General features: G+C 42.3%; 13 protein-coding genes. 6 read left to right on the top strand and 7 right to left on the bottom strand.

The window, feature by feature from the left end:
- Positions 1–7: 7 nt before the first annotated feature.
- Complete coding sequence (gene gltB, locus ACSBQP_RS03390) at positions 8–4,579, bottom strand: glutamate synthase large subunit (protein ID WP_435028188.1); 4,572 nt, start codon at positions 4,577–4,579, stop codon at positions 8–10.
- A 153-nt stretch (positions 4,580–4,732) separates the two neighbouring features.
- Here gltB and ACSBQP_RS03385 point away from each other — a divergent pair, with 153 nt between their 5' ends.
- The 3 genes from ACSBQP_RS03385 (at position 4,733) to ACSBQP_RS03375 (ending at position 9,289) form a co-directional block, all read left to right on the top strand.
- Positions 4,733–5,635, top strand: a complete 903-nt coding sequence (locus ACSBQP_RS03385; protein WP_065460521.1) for a LysR family transcriptional regulator — start codon at positions 4,733–4,735, stop codon at positions 5,633–5,635.
- Between the two features lie 94 nt (positions 5,636–5,729).
- The gene (locus tag ACSBQP_RS03380) at positions 5,730–7,463 is read left to right on the top strand and encodes an ABC transporter ATP-binding protein (RefSeq protein WP_435028187.1); all 1,734 of its coding nucleotides are present in this window, start codon (positions 5,730–5,732) and stop codon (positions 7,461–7,463) included.
- On the top strand, positions 7,460–9,289 hold the full coding sequence (locus ACSBQP_RS03375) for an ABC transporter ATP-binding protein (RefSeq protein ID WP_435028186.1): 1,830 nt from the start codon (positions 7,460–7,462) through the stop codon (positions 9,287–9,289). Before ACSBQP_RS03380 ends, ACSBQP_RS03375 begins: the two co-directional genes overlap by 4 nt.
- Before the next feature lie 59 nt (positions 9,290–9,348).
- Here the strand turns inward: ACSBQP_RS03375 and ACSBQP_RS03370 are convergent, their stop codons facing one another.
- Positions 9,349–10,170: a MerR family transcriptional regulator gene (locus tag ACSBQP_RS03370; RefSeq protein ID WP_435028185.1), complete on the bottom strand. Its 822-nt coding sequence runs from the start codon at positions 10,168–10,170 to the stop codon at positions 9,349–9,351.
- An 88-nt stretch (positions 10,171–10,258) separates the two neighbouring features.
- Here ACSBQP_RS03370 and ACSBQP_RS03365 point away from each other — a divergent pair, with 88 nt between their 5' ends.
- Positions 10,259–10,828 carry a GNAT family N-acetyltransferase gene (locus ACSBQP_RS03365; protein WP_217815848.1) on the top strand — a complete coding sequence of 190 codons (570 nt, stop codon included), beginning with the start codon at positions 10,259–10,261 and terminating at the stop codon, positions 10,826–10,828.
- 199 nt (positions 10,829–11,027) lie between these two features.
- Here the strand turns inward: ACSBQP_RS03365 and ACSBQP_RS03360 are convergent, their stop codons facing one another.
- From ACSBQP_RS03360 to proC, 3 genes are read right to left on the bottom strand one after another with little or no spacing between them, the layout of a single operon-like run.
- Entirely contained in the window at positions 11,028–12,296 is a 1,269-nt protein-coding gene (locus ACSBQP_RS03360) for a glutamate-5-semialdehyde dehydrogenase (protein WP_025207480.1), read from the bottom strand.
- A gap of 18 nt (positions 12,297–12,314) precedes the next feature.
- Positions 12,315–13,433, bottom strand: coding sequence for a glutamate 5-kinase (proB, locus tag ACSBQP_RS03355; protein WP_019743320.1), 1,119 nt, complete (start codon positions 13,431–13,433; stop codon positions 12,315–12,317).
- A gap of 27 nt (positions 13,434–13,460) precedes the next feature.
- Entirely contained in the window at positions 13,461–14,258 is a 798-nt protein-coding gene (proC, locus tag ACSBQP_RS03350; protein WP_007500664.1) for a pyrroline-5-carboxylate reductase, read from the bottom strand.
- 470 nt (positions 14,259–14,728) lie between these two features.
- Here proC and ACSBQP_RS03345 point away from each other — a divergent pair, with 470 nt between their 5' ends.
- Both ACSBQP_RS03345 and ACSBQP_RS03340 read left to right on the top strand, forming a co-directional pair.
- The gene (locus tag ACSBQP_RS03345; protein WP_249668850.1) at positions 14,729–15,925 is read left to right on the top strand and encodes a cytochrome P450; all 1,197 of its coding nucleotides are present in this window, start codon (positions 14,729–14,731) and stop codon (positions 15,923–15,925) included.
- 118 nt (positions 15,926–16,043) lie between these two features.
- Positions 16,044–18,083 (top strand): molybdopterin oxidoreductase family protein, encoded by a 2,040-nt coding sequence (locus ACSBQP_RS03340; RefSeq protein WP_202734397.1) that lies wholly within the window; start codon positions 16,044–16,046, stop codon positions 18,081–18,083.
- A 46-nt stretch (positions 18,084–18,129) separates the two neighbouring features.
- Here the strand turns inward: ACSBQP_RS03340 and ACSBQP_RS03335 are convergent, their stop codons facing one another.
- Together ACSBQP_RS03335 and xylB are read right to left on the bottom strand one after the other, a co-directional pair.
- Positions 18,130–18,816 (bottom strand): glycoside hydrolase family 11 protein, encoded by a 687-nt coding sequence (locus ACSBQP_RS03335; protein WP_007500674.1) that lies wholly within the window; start codon positions 18,814–18,816, stop codon positions 18,130–18,132.
- A 93-nt stretch (positions 18,817–18,909) separates the two neighbouring features.
- Entirely contained in the window at positions 18,910–20,403 is a 1,494-nt protein-coding gene (xylB, locus tag ACSBQP_RS03330; RefSeq protein ID WP_435028184.1) for a xylulokinase, read from the bottom strand.
- Between the last annotated feature and the right edge of the window lie 6 nt (positions 20,404–20,409).

Here is a 20,409-nt window from a genome sequence, read left to right as displayed (position 1 = left end):
CCCTTTCTTAATGAGCGAGGGCTGCTTTTTGCCCGTTTGCCGTTTCTTTATTTTTCGGTTTTGTGTTTGCTTCAAATGCGAACATAACAGCTTCCTCGTGGCTGAGGCCTGCTTGTTTTTGTTCCTCAATGCTTTGAAGCATCATTTTGTAATTTCTCGGAATGATCTTAATGAATTGATTCTTTTCTTGTGCCCAGTTCTCTAGAAGCGCTGCTGCTTTTGAGCTGTTTGTATAATCAAGATGTTCCTGAATCATTTGCTTCACTTCTTGTTCTTCTTCGTGATCTGTGAGTTTTTCAAACATGATCATTTCCATGTTGCACATTCTTTTGAACTGTTTTGCATCAGATGTATGCACGTAAGCGATACCGCCAGACATCCCTGCGCCAAAGTTTTTCCCGACGTCACCTAAAATGACAACACGTCCGCCAGTCATGTATTCACAGCCGTGATCACCGATTCCTTCAACGACCACATTGACACCTGAATTACGAACGGCAAATCGTTCACCTGCACGGCCGTTAATATACGCTTTTCCGCTTGTTGCGCCGTAAAATGCAACGTTACCGACAATCACGTTCTCATGTCCATTTTGTACAAAGTGATCAGATGTTTTGACAGCAATTTTGCCTCCAGAGAGTCCTTTGCCGATATAGTCATTTGAGTCACCTGTTAAATATAAGGACATCCCCTTTGGAACAAATGCGCCGAAGCTTTGTCCAGCTGAACCAGTGAACCGAAGTGTGATCGTATCCTCTGGCAAACCTTCTTCTCCGTAGCGCTTAGACACTTCACTGCCCGTAATCGTTCCAGCTACACGGTGAATGTTGCGAATGTTTAGTGACAGATCAACCGGTGTTTGATGATCGAGCGCTTCCTGTACATAAGGGAGAATCTCATTCATATCCAGTGATTCATCAATTTTATGATTTTGTGGCGTTCTGAATGTGCGTGCTCCCTCTGGCTGATAAAGCAGGATTTCAAGGTTCAGCTGTCCTGCTTTCCAGTGTGCTTTTGCTCTTTCACTTACTGATAAGACATCCGTACGCCCAATCAATTCATCCATTGATGTAAAGCCAAGTTCAGCTAAAATTTCTCTTACTTCCTCTGCAATAAACATCATGAAGTTGACAATGTGATCAGGGTCACCCATGAATTTTTTGCGAAGTTCCGGGTTTTGCGTAGCGACACCGACTGGGCAAGTATCTAAATGACATGCTCTCATCATGACGCATCCTAATACGACAAGTGGAGCTGTCGCAAAGCCGTATTCTTCTGCTCCTAAAATCGCAGCCATGACAACGTCGCGTCCTGTCATTAATTTGCCATCCGTCTCAAGAACGACTCGCTCTCGAAGACCGTTTAAGACAAGGGTTTGATGCGCTTCTGCCAATCCAAGCTCCCAAGGAAGTCCTGTATGTTTAATACTTGTTTTCGGAGAAGCTCCAGTACCGCCATCATATCCACTAATTACGATGACATCCGCTGTCCCTTTTGCGACACCTGCTGCAATCGTACCAACGCCAGCTTTAGAAACTAGCTTGACGCTGATGCGTGCGTCACGGTTTGCGTTTTTCAAATCATGGATCAATTGAGCCAAATCCTCGATTGAATAAATATCATGGTGAGGCGGTGGTGAGATTAGGCCAACACCTGGCGTAGAACCACGTACGTCTGCGACCCAAGGATACACTTTATTTCCTGGCAGCTGTCCGCCTTCTCCCGGCTTTGCACCTTGCGCCATTTTAATTTGCAGTTCATCTGCATTGACTAAATAATGACTTTTCACGCCAAAGCGGCCAGAAGCAATCTGTTTAATTGCACTTCTGCGATCATCTCCGTGCTCATCTACTGTAAAGCGAGCAGGATCTTCCCCGCCTTCTCCGCTGTTGCTTTTGCCGCCAATTCGGTTCATCGCAATCGCTAGTGCTTCATGCGCTTCTTTACTTAATGAACCAAATGACATCGCACCTGTCTTAAAGCGGCGTACAATGGATTCAGCAGATTCAACTTCTTCCAGACGAACTGGCTTTTGTTTTGAATGAAAAGCAAATAGATTTCTAAGGAAACCAATTCGTTCTTCATCCGCTGCCTTCGTATATTGCTTAAATAAATCATAATCCTCGTTGCGGCATGCCCACTGAAGGGTATGAATGGTTTTTGGGTTAAAGGCATGATGCTCTCCATTTTTTCTCCACTGGAACTCACTGCCTGATTCTAGCGTTTGATCAGTTGATGCCTGATACCCAGCCTCATGACGAAGCTTTGCTTCACTTGCAATGGTGTCAAGATCAATTCCGCCTAGCTGCGAAGCTGTTCCTGTGAAATATGCCTGGATGACTTCTTCACTAATGCCGACTGCTTCAAAAATTTGTGCGCCTCGATAGCTTTGGACAGTGGAAATTCCCACTTTAGACATTACTTTAACGACGCCCTCAGTCACACTTTTGCCAAACTTTGTGACAGCCTCATCAAAGCTAATCGCAATCGCTTCTTCAGCAATAAGCTGTTTGTATGTTTCGTAAACGAGGTACGGATGGATCGCATCTGCACCGTAGCCAATCAGTGCGGCAAAATGATGAACCTCTCTTACTTCTCCAGATTCGACGATTAAGCTCACCTTTGTTCGTAAGCCTTGACGCACAAGATGCTGATGAAGTGCACTTAATGCAAGAAGTGGTGGAATCGGCACTTTTTCTTCCGTCATGTCACGATCGGAAAGAATTAGTAAAGATACCCCTTCACGAATGGCTTTTTCTGCCTCTTCAAACATCGCATCAAGGCCACGTTTTAGGTCATCAGTGAAAAGTGTATGAATCGTTTTGCTTTTAAAGGCGTTATGAACAATCGTTTTCAAGCCGTTGAACTGCCCGCTTGTTAAAACGGGTGTATAAAGTTTAATTCTTCGGCATGAATATTCATTTGGATGTAAAATATCTCCCTCAGCACCTAACCAAGTCATGGTCGATGTGACAAGCTGCTCACGAATGGCATCAATTGGCGGGTTCGTTACTTGAGCAAACAGCTGTTTGAAATAAGAAAACAGCGACTGCGCACGATCTGATAACACAGCAAGCGGTGTATCACTTCCCATTGAGCCGATTGGGTCCTTGCCTTCTTCTAGTAAAGGAATTAAATACTTTTGAATGTCTTCGTACGTATAATGGAAGGCACGCTGACGTGTTAACAAATCACTCATTATACTAGAATTTTCTGAATTTTCTTCAGAGCGATTGACGTGAACCATTTCTTCATCGAGCCATTTTTGATAAGGAAGTTCATTCGCAATCGAAGATTTCACTTCTTCATCCGAAATAATGCGTCCTTCTTCTAAATCGATTAACAGCATTTTACCTGGTTCAAGACGGTCTTTATACTTCACATCTTCTTCATTTGTGTCGATGACGCCGACCTCAGATGAGAAAATGATGTGATCGTCATTTGTCACGTAGTATCTCGCAGGTCTTAATCCGTTCCGATCTAAGATGGCGCCGATTTGTTTACCATCCGTAAACGAAATCGCTGTCGGGCCATCCCACGGCTCCATTAACGAACTATGATATTCATAAAATGCCCGTTTCTCTTTAGACATGTGCGTATTCTCCGTCCAAGGCTCAGGAATCAGCATCATCGCTGTATGAGCAGGAGTACGCCCTGCAAGCACGAAAAATTCAAAGGCATTGTCTAAAATGGATGAATCACTTCCGTCTGCATTCAGCACTGGCAAAATCTTGTCTAGATCTTCTCCGAAGGCTTCAGACACGAATTGTTGTTCTCTTGCTCTCATCCAATTGATGTTTCCTCTTAATGTGTTGATTTCTCCGTTATGAATTAAGTAACGGTTTGGATGCGCTCGTTCCCATGTCGGGAATGTATTTGTACTAAATCTTGAATGAACGAGTGAAAATGCAGAAACAAATGTTTCATCCTGTAGATCAAGATAAAAAGCATCGACTTGATCTGAAGTTAAAAGCCCCTTATATACGATGGTTTGACTCGACAGGCTGACAAAGTAAAATTGTTTTTCCTCTGCTGTTCCCCAGTTTTCAGCCTGCTTACGGATGACATATAGTTTTCGTTCAAATGACAAACGGTCTGTAATGTTGTCGTTTGCTCCGATAAAGACCTGTCTCACAACCGGACAGCTCTTCGCTGCAACCGTTCCAATTTTCCCAGCATCAACAGGGACCGTTCTCCAGCCAATTAATGTTTGCCCTTCTTGTTTAATGAAGCCGTTGATCTTTTGTTCGATCGCTTGACGCGTTTTGGCATCATCATCTTTTGAAAAGAACACCATTCCTACCCCGTAACGGCCCTTTTCTGGAAGTGCAAAGTCTTGGCAGTTCTTTCTAAAAAAAGCGTCTGGCAGTTGTACCATTAAACCGGCACCATCACCTGTATACGGATCACTGCCTTGCCCGCCGCGGTGATCAAGCTGGCACAGCATTTGCAATCCCTTTTTGACGATGCTATGTGTCGCCTTCCCTTTTAAATGGGCGTACAGTCCGATTCCACATGCATCATGTTCAAATTCAGGACGGTAGAGACCTTGTGGTTGTGGTAGTTGATTATAAGTCATCGTTTCTCTCCCCCGTTTAAAAGATCCGTTTTTTCACAGTAATAAAATCTCACAAACTCTGTAACTTATTTTAAGTTTTCAAATTAATATAAACAATATATAATTTAGATCAAAACAATCTCTTTTTGAGATAGATGGGTGTGAAGTGCAAAAATGGAGCTTCGTCAATTACGTTATTTTGTAGAAGTTGCTGACCGTGAACACGTGTCAGAAGCGGCTGAAAACTTACACGTTGCCCAATCTGCCATCAGCCGGCAGATTGCCAATTTAGAAGAAGAACTTGGAGTGGCTTTATTCGAACGAGAAGGACGAAATATCAAATTAACGAAAATCGGCAGACAATTTTTGGACCATGTCAGAACCGCCCTAAAAGCGATAGATTACGCCAAAGAACAAATTGATGAATACTTAGATCCCCACAAAGGGACAGTGAACATTGGATTTCCTACAAGTCTAGCAAGCCAAGTGCTCCCTTCTGTCATTTCCGCATTTAAGCTGGAATATCCAGAAGTCGATTTTTTACTTCGTCAAGGTTCTTATAAGTTTCTCATTGAAGCCGTTAAAAATCGTGATATCGATCTTGCCTTTTTAGGACCTGTACCGACAAACGATTCTCAAATAGAAGGAAATATTTTGTTTTCTGAAAGCATTTATGCCCTTTTACCGGTTAGCCACCCCTTTAGCGGACAAAGGAGCATTCATTTAAGTGATTTAAGAAAGGATCATTTCGTGTTATTTCCTGAAGGGTATGTGCTGAGACAAATTGCGGTTGATGCCTGTAAGCAGGCTGGCTATGAGCCTACCATTTCATCTGAAGGAGAAGATTTGGATGCCATAAAAGGTCTCGTATCGGCAGGAATGGGTGTTACCTTATTACCCGAAAGTGCCTTTTATGAAACAACACCGCGATTTACAGTGAAAATTCCGATCGATTTTCCTCAAGTGAGAAGAACGGTTGGCATTATTGCATCTAAAACGCGAGAAATGTCTCCTTCTGCCCATGATTTTTATGTGTTTGTGAAGGATTTCTTTTCTAAAATTGAACAATATAAATAATTCACTAAAACAAGACATTTCATTTGTAGAAATAATCCCTCTTTGTATATGATGAGTTACAGAACAACAGACTATATGGAAGAAAGGTAATCGTATGAAATCAATTTTATCGTTTTTAAAGCCCTATCGGCTATCCGTTGTGTTCATTGTGATTCTCACCTTTTTGAGCAGTATGCTCCAGCTGTATTTACCGACGCTTACAGCAGATATCGTTGATGTCGGGATCGTCCAAGGAGATGTCGCTTATATATGGAAGGTTGGGGGCTGGATGGTGGCTTGTTCTTTACTTGCCATCTTGCTCACGATTTGGAAGTCCTACTTGTCATCTAAGACAGCTCTAGGCTTCGGGCGTGATATGAGAAGACAGCTGTTTGTGCATGTCGAACAATTCTCATTAGAAGAATTTCAAAAAATCGGGACATCTTCCTTTATTACAAGATCCACAAATGATGTGAAACAAGTTCAAGATGTCACGATCATGATCTTACAAATGATGACACGGGCGCCTCTTATGCTCGTTGGTGGAATTATTTTGGCTGTATCTAGAGATGCTGTGTTATCTCTCATCTTTTTAGCAGCTCTCCCCCTTCTTGGCGGGTTCATTTATTTGGTGTCAAGAAAAGCGATCCCCCTCTTTGGCCAGCTTCAGAAAAAAACGGACCGGCTGAACTTGATTATGAGAGAGTCGCTTTCAGGCATTCGGGTCATTCGTGCGTTTAACCGAGTAGATGACGAAAAGGAACGTTTTCAAGAAGCCAATACATCGTATAAGGATACTGGCCTTAAGGTCAATCGATTAATGGCGTACTTGTTCCCTTTTATGCTCATTATCATGAACTTCACGAATATCGGCATTGTCTGGATTGGCGCTAATCGGATTGATGCCGGACAGATGGAAGTCGGGAATCTGATCGCCTTCATTCAATATGCGATGATGATTTTAATGGCACTCATTATGCTGTCTATGAGTTTTATTATGGTGCCTAGAGCTCAGGCATCAGCTAAACGGATGAATGAAGTGTTAAATCTAGAACCAAAAATTAAAGACAAAAAAGAGACTGTCACTAAATTTGATCAGCCAGCCCAGTCCATTCGCTTTGAGAATGTGTCATTTTATTATTCAAATGCTGAAAAACCAGCCGTTCAAGACATGACGTTTGAAGCCAAAAAGGGTGAAACGACGGCGATCATTGGCAGTACAGGTTCCGGGAAAACGACCCTTCTTCAGCTGATGACACGTTTTTATGAAGCAACAGAAGGAAAAATTACATTAGATGGTGTCGATATTAGAGAATTGCCTCAAGAGAAACTGAGAAGTCAGATGGGTTATGTTTCTCAAAAAGCCATTTTATTTAGCGGAACCATTGCTGATAATGTGCGCTTTGGCAAACGAGATGCTACAGATGACGAGATTTGGCAGGCACTGCGGACAGCACAGGCCGAAGAATTTGTTTTGCAAAAAGATGGCGGAATTCACGCAGAGATAGACCAAGGGGGTTCGAATCTCTCTGGCGGTCAAAAACAACGTCTTTCGATCGCAAGAGCACTCGTAAGAAAACCTGCATTCTACCTGTTTGACGATAGCTTCTCTGCCCTTGATTACAAAACGGATGCAAAACTTCGGTCAGCGCTAGAAGCTGAAAAAGAGCATGCTGCTTTGATTATTGTGGCTCAAAGAATCAGCACAGTGAAGCATAGCGATAAAATCATTGTGTTAGATGATGGAAAAATAGCAGGTATCGGTACACATGAACAGTTACTGAAAGATAACCTTGTCTATCAAGAGATCGTCGCATCACAGGAAGGTCAGGAGGTGGAGCAAGGATGAGTAAAAAAATGTCTTCTGGAATGGGACATAAAGGCGGTCACCCAAGGGGTCCAGTACAAAAACCGAAGGAATTTAAAAAAACACTTCTTCGTTTAACGGGCTATTTAAAACCGAGGAAATTTCAGCTGATCATTGTCCTGATTGCAGCGATCGGTTCAACCGTTTTTAATGTTGTCAGTCCAAAATTACTTGGGGATGCCACCTCTTCCCTATTTGAAAGTTTTACACAAGGAACTGGTGTTCAATTTGATGTCATTTCACGCATTTTATTGTTGCTTGTTCTATTATATGTCGTGGCATCTCTCTTCTCATTCGTGCAGCAATATGTAATGGCGGGTGTCTCGCAGCAGACCATTGCTGAACTAAGACAAGAAGCGAGTGACAAACTTACACGTCTCCCCCTTCGTTATTTTGATAAAACAACACACGGAGACACGCTGAGCCGGGTGATGAACGACATTGATAATATTAATACTTCTTTACAGCAGGCACTCACGCAAGTGATTACATCTGTTATTACAGTCATTGGAATTGTCGTCATGATGCTTTTCATCAGTCCGCTACTGACGCTGCTTGTTTGTTTGACGCTGCCTCTTAGTTTGTTTGCGATTCGAGGCATTACATCATTTTCGCAAAAGCATTTTAAAGCACAGCAAAAAGAACTAGGGATGATCAATGGACATATTAATGAAATGTTCACAGGACATCAGACGGTTCGTGCGTATGGCTATGAAAAGAAAGCCATTGATACATTTGATCAATTAAACGAACAACTATATGAATCTTCAAGAAAAGCACAATTTATCTCCGGCTTAATGATGCCAATGATGACCTTTATTGGGAATCTTGGCTATGTGGCGGTAAGTGTTGCTGGCGGAATTCTTGTCATTAACGGGAATATTCGTGTCGGGGATGTGCAAGCATTTATCCAATACACACAGCAAATGTCGCAGCCGCTTGTGCAAGCATCCAGTGTTGCAAACTTAGTTCAATCTGCTATCGCTTCTGCTGAACGGGTGTTTGAAATTCTGGATGAGGAAGAAGAACATGCGGAAGAAGATGCAGCGATTGATCTTAAATCCCTTTCCGGAGATGTGGCCTTTGAGCACGTTCACTTCGGTTATGAGAAAGATCAACCCATTATTAAAGATTTGAATTTACATGTCCGAGAAGGACAAACGGTTGCCATTGTTGGGCCAACAGGCGCTGGAAAAACAACGATTATTAATCTGTTAATGCGCTTTTACGAGCTAGATCAAGGCTCCATTCGCATTGGCGGCGTAAAAACAACCGACCTCAGCCGAGAGCAAGTGCGTGACTTATTTGCGATGGTTCTTCAGGATACATGGCTCTTTGAAGGTACAATTTATGACAACATCGCATATGGCAGACCGAATGTTTCAAAAGAGGATGTGTTGAAAGCCGCTAAACATGCCTATGCAGATGATTTCATCCGCACCCTTCCAGATGGATATGACACACTCTTAACAGAAGATGCCGGCAACCTCTCGCAAGGTCAGCGTCAACTGTTAACCATCGCCCGTGCCATCTTATCTGATCCGAAGATATTAATCTTAGATGAAGCAACAAGCAGTGTCGATACACGGACAGAGATGCATATTCAAAAAGCGATGAATGAATTAATGAACGGCAGAACAAGCTTCGTCATTGCACATCGACTTTCAACGATTAAAGATGCCGATCTCATTTTAGTCATGAACGATGGCACGATTATTGAAAAAGGAACTCATCGTGAGCTTTTGAAAGAAAAAGGTTTTTATGCAGACCTCTATATGAGTCAATTTGCCGAGAACCAAGTCGGTTAAACAGCATCAAAAAGGATAGACAGCATGTAAAAATGCCTGTCTATCCTTTTTGTGATGCCTTAAGCTTCCCGTTTTCTGACTTTCACACTAAGTTTCGTCATGTAATCCGCTTCATTTTTAGACATCAGAGAATGAAGTAAATACTCCTCAAAGACATCCCCATCCAGTATCATATCCTCTGCTTCGATGTGATCTAATAAACGTGAATAGGCAGTCTCCATCTCTTCATATGTTCCTTGTTGATACATGACTGCATATAGACCCGCTGGCTTTTTGACTGCATCCGGCCCTTCCATTCGGCAAAACAGCCTATCAGACTGATGATAATGACGCTGCAAAAACTGCTCCTTGTTTAAAACAGAACCATTTGCCGCAGCACCTTTAATCCCAATTCCTTTCAGAAATTCTCCTACAATTCGAGAAATTTCTTCTACAGGTGTGTTTGAATCAATTGGGTTTGATGTACTGAGGACGATCGGTTCCTCTGGCAGTTCTTGAAACAAGACCTCCCCTGTTTTCACTGATGATAATTCATTCGTTGTCTCGATCACACGAAAAAGAAAAGATTGAATATCCTGTAGTTTTTGGATCTCCTCCCCGACCTTTTCTGCTTGCTCAACCGCAAGGCTTTGCAATTTCTCCTGAGAAGGCTCAGTAAAGTATTGTTTTAATTGTTTGATCGGAAATTGAACAGCACGAAGGGATTGAATGGCCATGAAATGATCAAACTGTTCAAATGTATAATAACGGTACCCATTTTCCTGAACACCTGCCGGCTTAAACAAATCGATTTTATCATAATAGAGCAGTGTATCTTTTTTCACTTCAAATAATGACGCAAATTCTCCAGTTAAAAATGTTTTTTGACCATCGCTCATCATTTTTAGGGCTCCTTTCTTGACTATGGAGTTACTCCATCCTTTATGATAACATGCATAAACACCACGTATGTGGAGAAAGGATTTACACATGAACAAAATCGCACAAGATCAAGTCACATTATCACTTGCAAATCAAGAAGACTTCCCTTTGATGAAAAAGGAACTGCAAGATGCTTTCACAGCTGGCATCATTGATGCATTTGGCGATGCAGAAGGTGGACCAATTCCTCCTGATGAGTCGATTGATGAATCTTTTTATTCGACAGAGAACCTTGTCTATCATATTTTACTAAATGGTCAAAAGGCAGGAGGGGTTGTCTTAAAAATCAACCCGCATACACACCGCAATTCGGTGGACCTATTATATATCTCTTCATCATCTCATAGCCGCGGCATTGGTCAGGCAGCATGGAAAGCCATTGAGGCGCAATATCCAGAAACGAAGGTGTGGGAAGTTGTCACTCCTTATTTTGAAAAGCGCAACATTCATTTTTATGTGAACAAATGCGGGTTTCAGATTGTTGAGTTTTATCACTTACACCATCCAGATCCGAGCTTCCCTCATGAGAAGAATCAAGAAAATGACCCTTTAGCACCTGAGACATTTGAATTTTTCAAATTTGAGAAAGTCATGAAAAAAGATTGTTCAAGTTCATAAAAAAACTCCCTCTTATGGGGAATTTCAGATTGTTGACAAAGGGCTAAAATGGACTTCATTTTAGCCCTTTGTCTTCTTTTTCAAGAGTTGTCAGTGCTTCAGCATCGTTTCCATGTCGTTCCCCCTTTTTCTCTCTTCTTTTCTCATACACTAAAAAAACACTACCCCAAGAAGAAAGGTAGTGTTCGTTACATTCATTCTAGCTTCTAATCTGACCATCACCAGATAGAAGCAGCTTTGTTGTTGTCAGTGCAGGAAGTCCCATTGGCCCTCTTGCGTGCAGTTTTTGAGTAGAAATGCCAATTTCAGCGCCATATCCTAGTGCACCGCCATCTGTAAAACGTGTAGATGCGTTATGATAAACAGCGGCCGCATCGACTTCGTTTAGAAAGATTTGTGCGTTTTTTTCATCCTCTGTTACGATGGCTTCTGAATGTTTCGTTCCGTACTGATCAATGTGGTGAATGGCGTCCTCAATTGAGTCAACGACTTTCACCGCAAGATCAAGACTTAAATACTCATCTGTCCAATCCACTTCCTCCGCAGGAACCGCTTCGGAAAAGAAAGATTGAGCGTCTTGATCTCCATGCACAGTGACATGATGCTGAAGCAATGCTTCATTCAATGCTGCACCATTTTCTTTCAGCCAATCGCGATGAACGATCAGAGTCTCAAGCGCATTACAAACGGCCGGACGATTTGTTTTCGCATTGATGACAATCTGAATGGCTTTTTCTACATTCGCTGTTTGATCAATAAAGATATGGCAGTTCCCTGTCCCTGTTTCAAGAACTGGAATGGTCGATTCTTCTACAACGGTTTTGATTAAAGAAGCCCCGCCTCTCGGAATTAAAACATCAATCCACTCTTTTAGATGAAACATCGCTTGAACCGATGAACGGTCTGTTTGTTCAATAAACTGTACCGCATCACGAGGGATCTTTGTTTGATCCAATGCCTCATGAATGACGCGGACGATGGCTTTGTTGGAAGAAATAGCGGAGGAACCGCCTTTTAAAATCACTGAGTTGCCTGCCTTGAGGGCAAGCCCTGCTGCATCGACAGTGACATTCGGTCTCGCTTCATAGATCATCCCGATCACGCCGAGCGGTACTCTTCGGCTTTTCACATGTAAGCCGTTCTCAAGAGTCCATTCATCCAATATTTCTCCAACAGGATCTGTTAATCTCGTCACAAGCCGCAAACTTTCTGCAAACTCATGAATTCTCTCTTCATTTAACATTAATCGATCCATTAATGCTTCAGAGAAGCCCTTTTCTTTTCCTGCCTCTAAATCCTTTTGATTTTCCTGTAAAATAAAATCACTTTGCTGTTCAAGTGTTTCTGCTATTTTCAGCAGCGCCTCATTTTTTTCCTCTGTTTGAAGTAAGCCTAGTTTTTTTGATACGTGCTTTGCTTTTTTCGCTTTTTCTTTGACCGATGTGACAACTTCAGCTGTCAGTGTCATGAAATTCCTCCCTTATGATTAGCAAACTGGTATTGATAAATCTAAATGACAAACAAACGCTTCAAGATCTACGACATGCACCACTTCATCCTGTAGCAAGTCACCGTTCAGTGCGAGTTCGTCGGACGCATAATTGACAATGCCAAGCCCTATTTCTCTTTCATCTTGATCTAAAATACGGACAACATCGCCTTTTTTAAACGAACCCTTTACATCGACTATGCCGTCAGAATCCAGACTTTTCTCACGATGCATGAGAAGCTCCTGTGTTTTCTCTTGAACAACGATTTCGCCTTTTGGGCCAGAATGAAAAGCAATCCACTGTTTTTTATAATTCAGCGGCGCTAAATTTTCGTCAGCTGTAAAATAAGTGCCGTCCTCTGTCCCATTAATGGCTTTGTCTAAAATGTGAGGCGTATCGGCTTTTCCCAAAAAGCCATTGATGCCTGCGGCCATTGAAATTTTAAAAGCATCGAGTTTTGATTTCATTCCGCCTGTGCCAACGCTGCTTCCCGCATCTCCAGCGGCTGCTTCGATGTCTTCTGTAATTTCTGTGACTTCTAGAATTCTCTTCGCATTCGGGTTTGTATGAGGGTTATCTTCATACAAGCCGTCAATATCAGATAAAATAGCGAGGAAATCCGCATCAATCAGTCCAGCTACTTTTGCAGACAATGTATCATTATCTCCAAACTTCAACCGATTGATCGTCACTGTATCATTTTCATTAATAATCGGGATGATCCCTCGATCTAATAACACATTCATTGTATTTCGCACATTTTGATAGCGCGTTTCATCTGAAAAATCGCTTCTTGTAATTAATAGCTGTGAAGCAATATAACCGTGCGATAAAAATAAAGTAGAATATGACTCCATTAAAAGCCCTTGCCCTATTGAGGCAGACGCCTGTTTTTCTGGCAGTGTTTTCGGTCTATCAATAAATCCTAATTTTCGGTAACCAGCTGCAACCGCACCAGATGAGACCAAAATGACTTCGTGTCCTTCATCTTTGAGTTTTACAATTTGATTGACGAGGTTTTCTAGTTTTTTTAAACTAATCTCACCTTGAAAGCTAGTAAGAGAGCTGCTTCCGATTTTCACAACAATTCGTTTTCTCTCTTTATCTGCGTACACCTTATCACTCCTGTATTGAGGCTCTATTTATATCGTTACTTTTTGTTTTTGCTGTTCACTTATTTCTTTTGATCGATTGGCGGCATGTTTGACGGCCTGCTTGATGGCTTCTCCTCCGCCAAAATCATCTAATGCATCTAGTCCTGCAGCCGTTGTTCCATTAGGTGACGTAATTTTTTCTCTGAGGACAGAAGGGTTTTCAGCTGTTTCTTGCAGCATCTTCGCTGCACCGAGAAGTGTCTGTGTACCGATTTGACGGGACATTTCTTTTGATAAGCCAGCTTCTTCTCCAGCCTCTTCGATTCTTTCCATTAAGAAATAAAAATAAGCTGGACCGCTTCCGGCAATTCCTGTGAAAATATCCATTTGCTCTTCCTGAATGGTATACACTTCTCCCATTTCAGATAAAAGAGCCCGACTCATGCTTACATGTTCATTTTTCACATCACGTCCAGCAGATAAAGCGGTCGCCGATGCCCCAATCGTACTTGACGTATTTGGCATTACTCGCATAACAGGCTGCCCTTCATGCAGCATGTCTTCAATATACGATGATTTCACACCTGCAAGCACAGACAGGATGAGCTGATCTTTCTGAATATGAGGTTTTAATGATTCAAGTGCTGTTTCAGCATCCTTTGGCTTCATTGCCAGGATCAACATATCCATCTCTTCAAAAGGAAATGAATCCATTGTGGCTGTTTGGATTCCGTACCGTTTCGTTAGTTCGTTTAATCGCTGCTTATTTTGCTTGTTTGTTGCGTAAATGTGGCTGAGCGGCATCTGACCTGATCGCACAATACCTGCAATCATTCCTTCCGCCATAGAACCTGCTCCAATGAAAGCAACTTTCTTTTGATCAATGATATTGATCCTCTCCCTTGTTCGCTTTTTGTTCGTGTTTTTCGCACGTTAGTTATCGTAACATGATGAGAAATCGTGTCAAGAAAGAGCCAGCACTTTTCAAAAGTCCCGAATGCACGCTGAACAGCTTGCGGTATGTATGTTAGCCGTGTTTTTTCAAATCATCAATTTAGATCAAAAGAACTATACAGATTTGAATCATAGTACCCTTTCGTTCGACTGAATTCACCATTTTATTTTTGGTTTCGGTGACTTCAATTCTAGTTTTTAGAAAGCGCTATCATTTTTGATGACTTTCTATTTTCCTATAGGATGAATGTGTTTGAATCTTTCGATTAGACTATTGACATATTTTAGAAAACATGTCCGTTGAAATGCGTTTTTAGTGGTGATACCGTGAAAGGGAATCAAGAGAAAAAGGAGCGTTCATAATGAAAGTAAAAGAAAATTACGTCAATGTCATCCCAATGAAAGAAATCCGATCTATAGATGACCTTCTTTTCCCATTCCCTATCTACAATGAATTACGATCGCAGGGTGATATTCGATACGATGAAACGAGAAAGTGCTGGGATCTCTTTCGATATGCTGATATTCAGTCCGTTCTGAAGCAGCCAAAAGTGTTTTCATCACAGCGAGGAAGAAGTACATCTAAAACGAGTATTTTAACAATGGACCCTCCAAAACATACCAAAATGAGAGCACTCGTCAATAAAGCCTTCACGCCAAAAGCGATCAAACAAATAGAAGAAAAGATCAAAGACTTGACCCATGATCTATTACATCAAGTAAAGGATCAACGGACCTTCGATATTGTCCAAGATCTTGCCGCTCCCCTACCTGTCATGATCATCGCCGAGCTTCTCGGGGCAGAAGTGAAAGACAGAGAGCTGATCAAAAAACATTCAGATGCTCTAGTTGCAGGAGCCAAAGATGATTCAAAAGAAGCTGTTCAAGCCGTTGTCGACATGCAAAAACAAGCAGAAAAAGAGCTGTCAGCGTACTTTGCTCATTTGATCCAAAAACGAAAAGAAACGCCAGCCGATGATTTAATCTCCCTTCTCATCCAAGCGGAAATTGACGGTGAGCGTTTATCAGAAAATGAACTGCTTGGCTTTTGTATACTCTTACTCGTTGCTGGTAATGAAACAACGACGAATTTAATTACAAATGCCGTACGACTTTTAACAGAGCAGCCGCATATCGCCGAATCAGTGCGGCAAGACCTGTCTCTCATTCCTCAATTGACGGAGGAAACGCTGCGCTATTATCCGCCTGTTCAAGCGATTGGGCGAGTTGCAGCAGAGGATGTTCAGATTGCCGGTTCTCACATTGAAAAAGGAGACTATCTCATCAGCTGGGTGGCATCTGCGAATCGTGATGAACGGAAGTTTGACGATCCAGATACGTTTCGTCTTGACAGAAAATCAAATCCGCATTTGAGCTTTGGCTTCGGCATCCATTTTTGTCTTGGTGCTCCTCTCGCCCGGCTTGAGGCTCATCTAGCACTTGAGATTTTACTCCGTACGTTTCGAGAAATCACCTGTGCGGCAGATCAGCTGAAACCGATTCAAAGCACGTTTGTGTTTGGGGTCAAAGAATTCCCTGTGCAGGTCACCCGTTTTTAAAAGTCCCTTTCATTAGGGGCTTTTTTTCATATGCTTATCCTTACCTTCCTCGTCTGAACATGCTAAAATAAAATCCATATGTACAGTGATCACGGAATTCGGAAAGGAAGCTAAACGTATGACCGATTACACAGCAATGAAAGACGGAATATTCAAATCAGTTTGTTCGTTAGATTGCCCTGATCAGTGCGGTCTTTTAATACATAAAGAGAACGGAAAGATCGTTAAAGTTCAAGGAGATCCAGATCATCCAGTCACTCAAGGAAACATTTGCAATAAAGTGCGGAATGTCACAGCTCGTTTATATGATGAAAAACGTCTGACAACACCATTAAAACGTGTAGGTCAAAAAGGTGACCGGCAGTTTGCACCAATTACGTGGGAAGAAGCGATTGAAACCATTCGTCAAAAATGGACAAAGCTGATCGAAGAAAAAGGACCAGAAAGCATTTTGCCTTACAGCTTCTATGGGAATATGGGGAATCTTAATGCAGAAGGAATGGACCGCCGCTTTTTCTATCGACTTGGCTCAAGTCAGCTAGACCGAACCATTTGTCAGTCAGCCGGAACAACAGGCTATAAATATACAATGGGCGCAAGCATCGGGACAGACCCAGAAGAAACCATTCATACGAAACTATTTATCTTTTGGGGCATCAATGCGGTTTCAACCAATATGCATCAAATCACGTTGGCACAAAAAGCTCGAAAGCAAGGGGCTAAAATTGTCGTCATTGATGTACACAAAAACCAAACGGGCCGGATGGCAGATTGGTTCATTCCGCTTCGCCCTGGCACTGACAGTGCGCTAGCTCTTGGGATCATGCATGTCCTTTTTAAAGAAGACCGCACAGATGCGTCATTTTTAGAGACTTACACGGTCGGTCACAATGAACTTCGCGAGCATGTGAAGCAGTACGATCCAGAAACAGTCGAACAGATCACGGGTGTCCCAAAAGAAGACATCATCACACTTGCGAGAATGTACGCAGAGACATCGCCATCTCTCATTCGTATTGGCAATGGGCTACAGCATCACGATAATGGCGGCATGAGTATTCGAACCATCTCCTGTCTCCCTGCCCTCACCGGTCAATGGCTGCACAAAGGCGGCGGTGCGATGAAATCGAACTCTTCTTTTCTTAGTTATAATGAAACCGCTCTTCAGCGACCGGAATTATTAAAGGAACGCGAACCTAGAACATTTAATATGAATCAGCTGGGCAGCGTGCTAACGAACGCAGAACCTTCTATTGATTCTCTTTTTGTCTACTCTTGCAACCCGGCTGTTGTGACACCTGAAGCAAATAAAGTAAGAGACGGTTTAATGCGGGAAGACTTATTTACGGTTGTCCATGACTTGTTCATGACAGAGACAGCCACTTATGCGGATATTGTTCTGCCAGCTACATCTGCCTTTGAAAACGAGGATTTTTATACTTCTTACTGGCATCATTACATTCAAATTCAAGAACCTGTTATAGAACGTTATGGAGAAAGCAAATCAAACACAGAAGTGTTTCGTCTTTTGGCTCATGCGATGGGCTTTGAAGATGAAGCCTTTAAAGACACAGATGCGGAACTAATGGAACAAGCTCTTCATCATCCTGAAAATCCGCATTATGAAAACATTTCATATCAAGCGTTAAAAGAGAAAAAGTGGATCAAAGCAAAACGAGGGCCTTTCGAAGATTTAAAGCTCCCTACCCCAAGCGGGAAAATTGAGCTTTACTCTGAACAAATGAAAAAAGATGGATATCCAGCCCTTCCAACCTATGTACCTTTATTCAAGGAAAGTGATTATCCACTAACGTTTATACCGGGACCAAACCATAATTTTCTTAATTCCACCTTCTCTCTTCATGAGAAGCATCAAAAGCTAGAGAAATTTCCGAAGCTTCATATGAATGAACAAGATGCAAAAGAAAGACAGATTGAAGATGGGGACATGGTTCGTGTGCTGAATGATCGAGGAGAATGCGAGCTGATCGTGTCAGTCGGACAAAATGTGTTATCTGGTGTTGTTGTCAGCCAGGGATTATGGGCAGACCAAAAAGGCAAAAAACATTTGGTGAATGGCCTCACACCTGATCGTTTGGCAGATATGGGCGGTGGTGCGACGTTCTTTTCCGGCAGAGTCGAAGTTGAAAAATTATGATAGAAAGAGCCAGGAGTTTTGCTCCCGGCTCTTTTCTTTGACTTTTTTAGTTGCCAATAAACAGCTGATTGGTCATCACATTTGCACTTCCGCTGCTTTGGTAGCCTTCTACAGTAAATGCCGTTTCATACATTTTACCCATTGGCATCCCTAAACTTTCCCATTTTCTAAAATGCGCACTGACGGAGACCGTTCCGCTTGTACGTTTCGTTTGACGTACACTCCAATATTGCTTGAAGGTTGCGATCCCGATAATGGAAGGCTGATTGACACGGGTTGTTTCATAAATGTCATATGTGCCTCCATCAGCATAAAATGATCCTTTATACGCTCCTGTTGGACGATATGTGCCCCATGAATCAACAATGTAGTATTCTGCTAATGGAGATTGTGTCCAGCCATAGACACATAGATAGGAATTCCCGCCTGGGTTAAAACTTGCGTTGTAATTGATGGAGATGTTGCCAAGTTGATGGTGAGTTCTAGTGGAATCAAACTTTTTCCCTTTTCTAAATAAAGCATTTCCGATATTGTTCCAGCCTGCACTAAATGCCCCGCCGTTATTGAGTGTCATCGAGGTGTTTCCATAATCCTTCCATAATTCATAATCGTACCCGCTATGGTTACCCATTTCATTATTCGTAATGGTTCTCGCATGGGCTGGTACAGCCGTCAGAATAAGCGTCAGTCCAATACACATCACAAACAACAGTCTTAATTTTCTCAAATTCATCTTCCATTCCTCTCCTTTTTCATCCTTTTGATTCTGTCATCTCTAAGATGAAACGAATTCATCACCTCCTTTCATGCCCCACTTACTATTAGATTATCGATACTGTGCTAGCCCCGCATGAATGTCTCTTGTGTGTGTATAAATGCTTTGATACAAACGAAAGAGATGATCATATACATCGACATGCTGTTGATTTGGTGTAAATACGGCTGCTTGATGGATAAACTGATCCGCGCACGCCTCAAGTGACTCGTACCAGCCGCATCCAACTGCTGCAAGCATCGCTGCACCTAACGCGGGCCCTTGCTCATTTTCAAGCTGTATCACCTCAGCTTGAAAAATGTCTGCCTGCATTTGAAGCCATGTATGACTTCTCGCACCTCCACCAATAGACACGATGGAATCAATGCTTTTTCCCGCGTGGCTGAATAAAGCGATCGATTCATTTAATGAAAAAGTGATTCCTTCAAGCACAGCTCTAACCATATGCGCTTTTTCATGCCGGCTGTCTAATCCAATGAAGCTTCCACGAATGACTGAATCTGCATGAGGCGTTCTTTCCCCAACTAAATATGGCGTAAATAGCAATCCATTTGCGCCAGGCGCTATATCCTTTGCTCCGGCTAAAAGGTCTTTAAACGAATCATTTGGAGCAAGTAAAGATTTAATCCAATCGAGGCTATAACCTGCTGATAAAGTGACTCCCATTGTATAAAAAGCATCTTTTTTTGCATGATGGAATAAATGCAAGTTTCCATTCAGCTCTCTGTTATGATTTTCTTCATAGGAAAGAATGACACCTGATGTGCCAATGCTGCATAATGTGTGACCTGATGATAAAATGCCGGCACCAATGGCACCGCAAGCATTATCCGCTCCACCTGCAAAAACCTTCGCCTCTTCTGTCATCCCGGTTTCCTTTGCGATCTGCGGCAAAATTGTTCCAACCTTCTCCTCCGATGAAACGAGCGGCGGGCAAATACAAATCGGAATATCAAAGGTTTGACAAATCTCCTCACTCCATGTTTGTTCTCCCATATCCAACAGTAACGTACCAGCCGCATCAGAATAGTCCATATGAATAGCGCCGGTTAATCGATATCTGACATAATCTTTTGGAAGTAAAAACAAATGGATTCGTTGATCAATTTCTGGTTCATGTTCCTTTACCCATAACAACTTTGGCAGTGTAAACCCTTCTAACGCCTGATTTTTTGTGATCGCTTGCAGCCTGCCTCCTAGCTTTTCTGTCATGAGCACGCATTGCGGTGTTGTTCTTGTGTCATTCCACAAGATGGCAGGCCTGAGCACCTGAAGGGATTCATCCAATAAAACAAGTCCGTGCATTTGTCCAGAAAAACTGATGCCTTCTACTTGCCTTGACTGAACAGGCTTTCTCTCCATAAGTTCTGTCATTGCGGCCATCGTCTGCTCTACCCAGTCTTCAGGATTTTGCTCACAATAACCTGGTTTGCTTTGAATGAGGCGGTAAGATTTAGTCGTCTCGCAGCATACCTTCCCGCTCTCATCTACTAATATCGCTTTGACTCCGCTCGTTCCAAGATCAATTCCCATCACATACTTCATGTGTTC

This window comes from Bacillus sp. G402 (genome assembly GCF_051172515.1).
Classification (GTDB): Bacteria; Bacillota; Bacilli; order Bacillales; family Bacillaceae; genus Bacillus; species Bacillus altitudinis.
Note: the sequence above shows the minus strand (reverse complement) of the source record. Positions and strands in the feature narration are given on the sequence as shown.

Coding starts and splice junctions, on each gene's coding strand:
- gltB (WP_435028188.1), bottom strand. CDS start 4,579: ATGACTTATAATCAACTACCACAACCACAAGGTCTCTACCGTCCTGAA.
- ACSBQP_RS03385 (WP_065460521.1), top strand. CDS start 4,733: ATGGAGCTTCGTCAATTACGTTATTTTGTAGAAGTTGCTGACCGTGAA.
- ACSBQP_RS03380 (WP_435028187.1), top strand. CDS start 5,730: ATGAAATCAATTTTATCGTTTTTAAAGCCCTATCGGCTATCCGTTGTG.
- ACSBQP_RS03375 (WP_435028186.1), top strand. CDS start 7,460: ATGAGTAAAAAAATGTCTTCTGGAATGGGACATAAAGGCGGTCACCCA.
- ACSBQP_RS03370 (WP_435028185.1), bottom strand. CDS start 10,170: ATGATGAGCGATGGTCAAAAAACATTTTTAACTGGAGAATTTGCGTCA.
- ACSBQP_RS03365 (WP_217815848.1), top strand. CDS start 10,259: ATGAACAAAATCGCACAAGATCAAGTCACATTATCACTTGCAAATCAA.
- ACSBQP_RS03360 (WP_025207480.1), bottom strand. CDS start 12,296: ATGACACTGACAGCTGAAGTTGTCACATCGGTCAAAGAAAAAGCGAAA.
- proC (WP_007500664.1), bottom strand. CDS start 14,258: ATGGCGGAAGGAATGATTGCAGGTATTGTGCGATCAGGTCAGATGCCG.
- ACSBQP_RS03345 (WP_249668850.1), top strand. CDS start 14,729: ATGAAAGTAAAAGAAAATTACGTCAATGTCATCCCAATGAAAGAAATC.
- ACSBQP_RS03340 (WP_202734397.1), top strand. CDS start 16,044: ATGACCGATTACACAGCAATGAAAGACGGAATATTCAAATCAGTTTGT.
- ACSBQP_RS03335 (WP_007500674.1), bottom strand. CDS start 18,816: ATGAATTTGAGAAAATTAAGACTGTTGTTTGTGATGTGTATTGGACTG.
- xylB (WP_435028184.1), bottom strand. CDS start 20,403: ATGAAGTATGTGATGGGAATTGATCTTGGAACGAGCGGAGTCAAAGCG.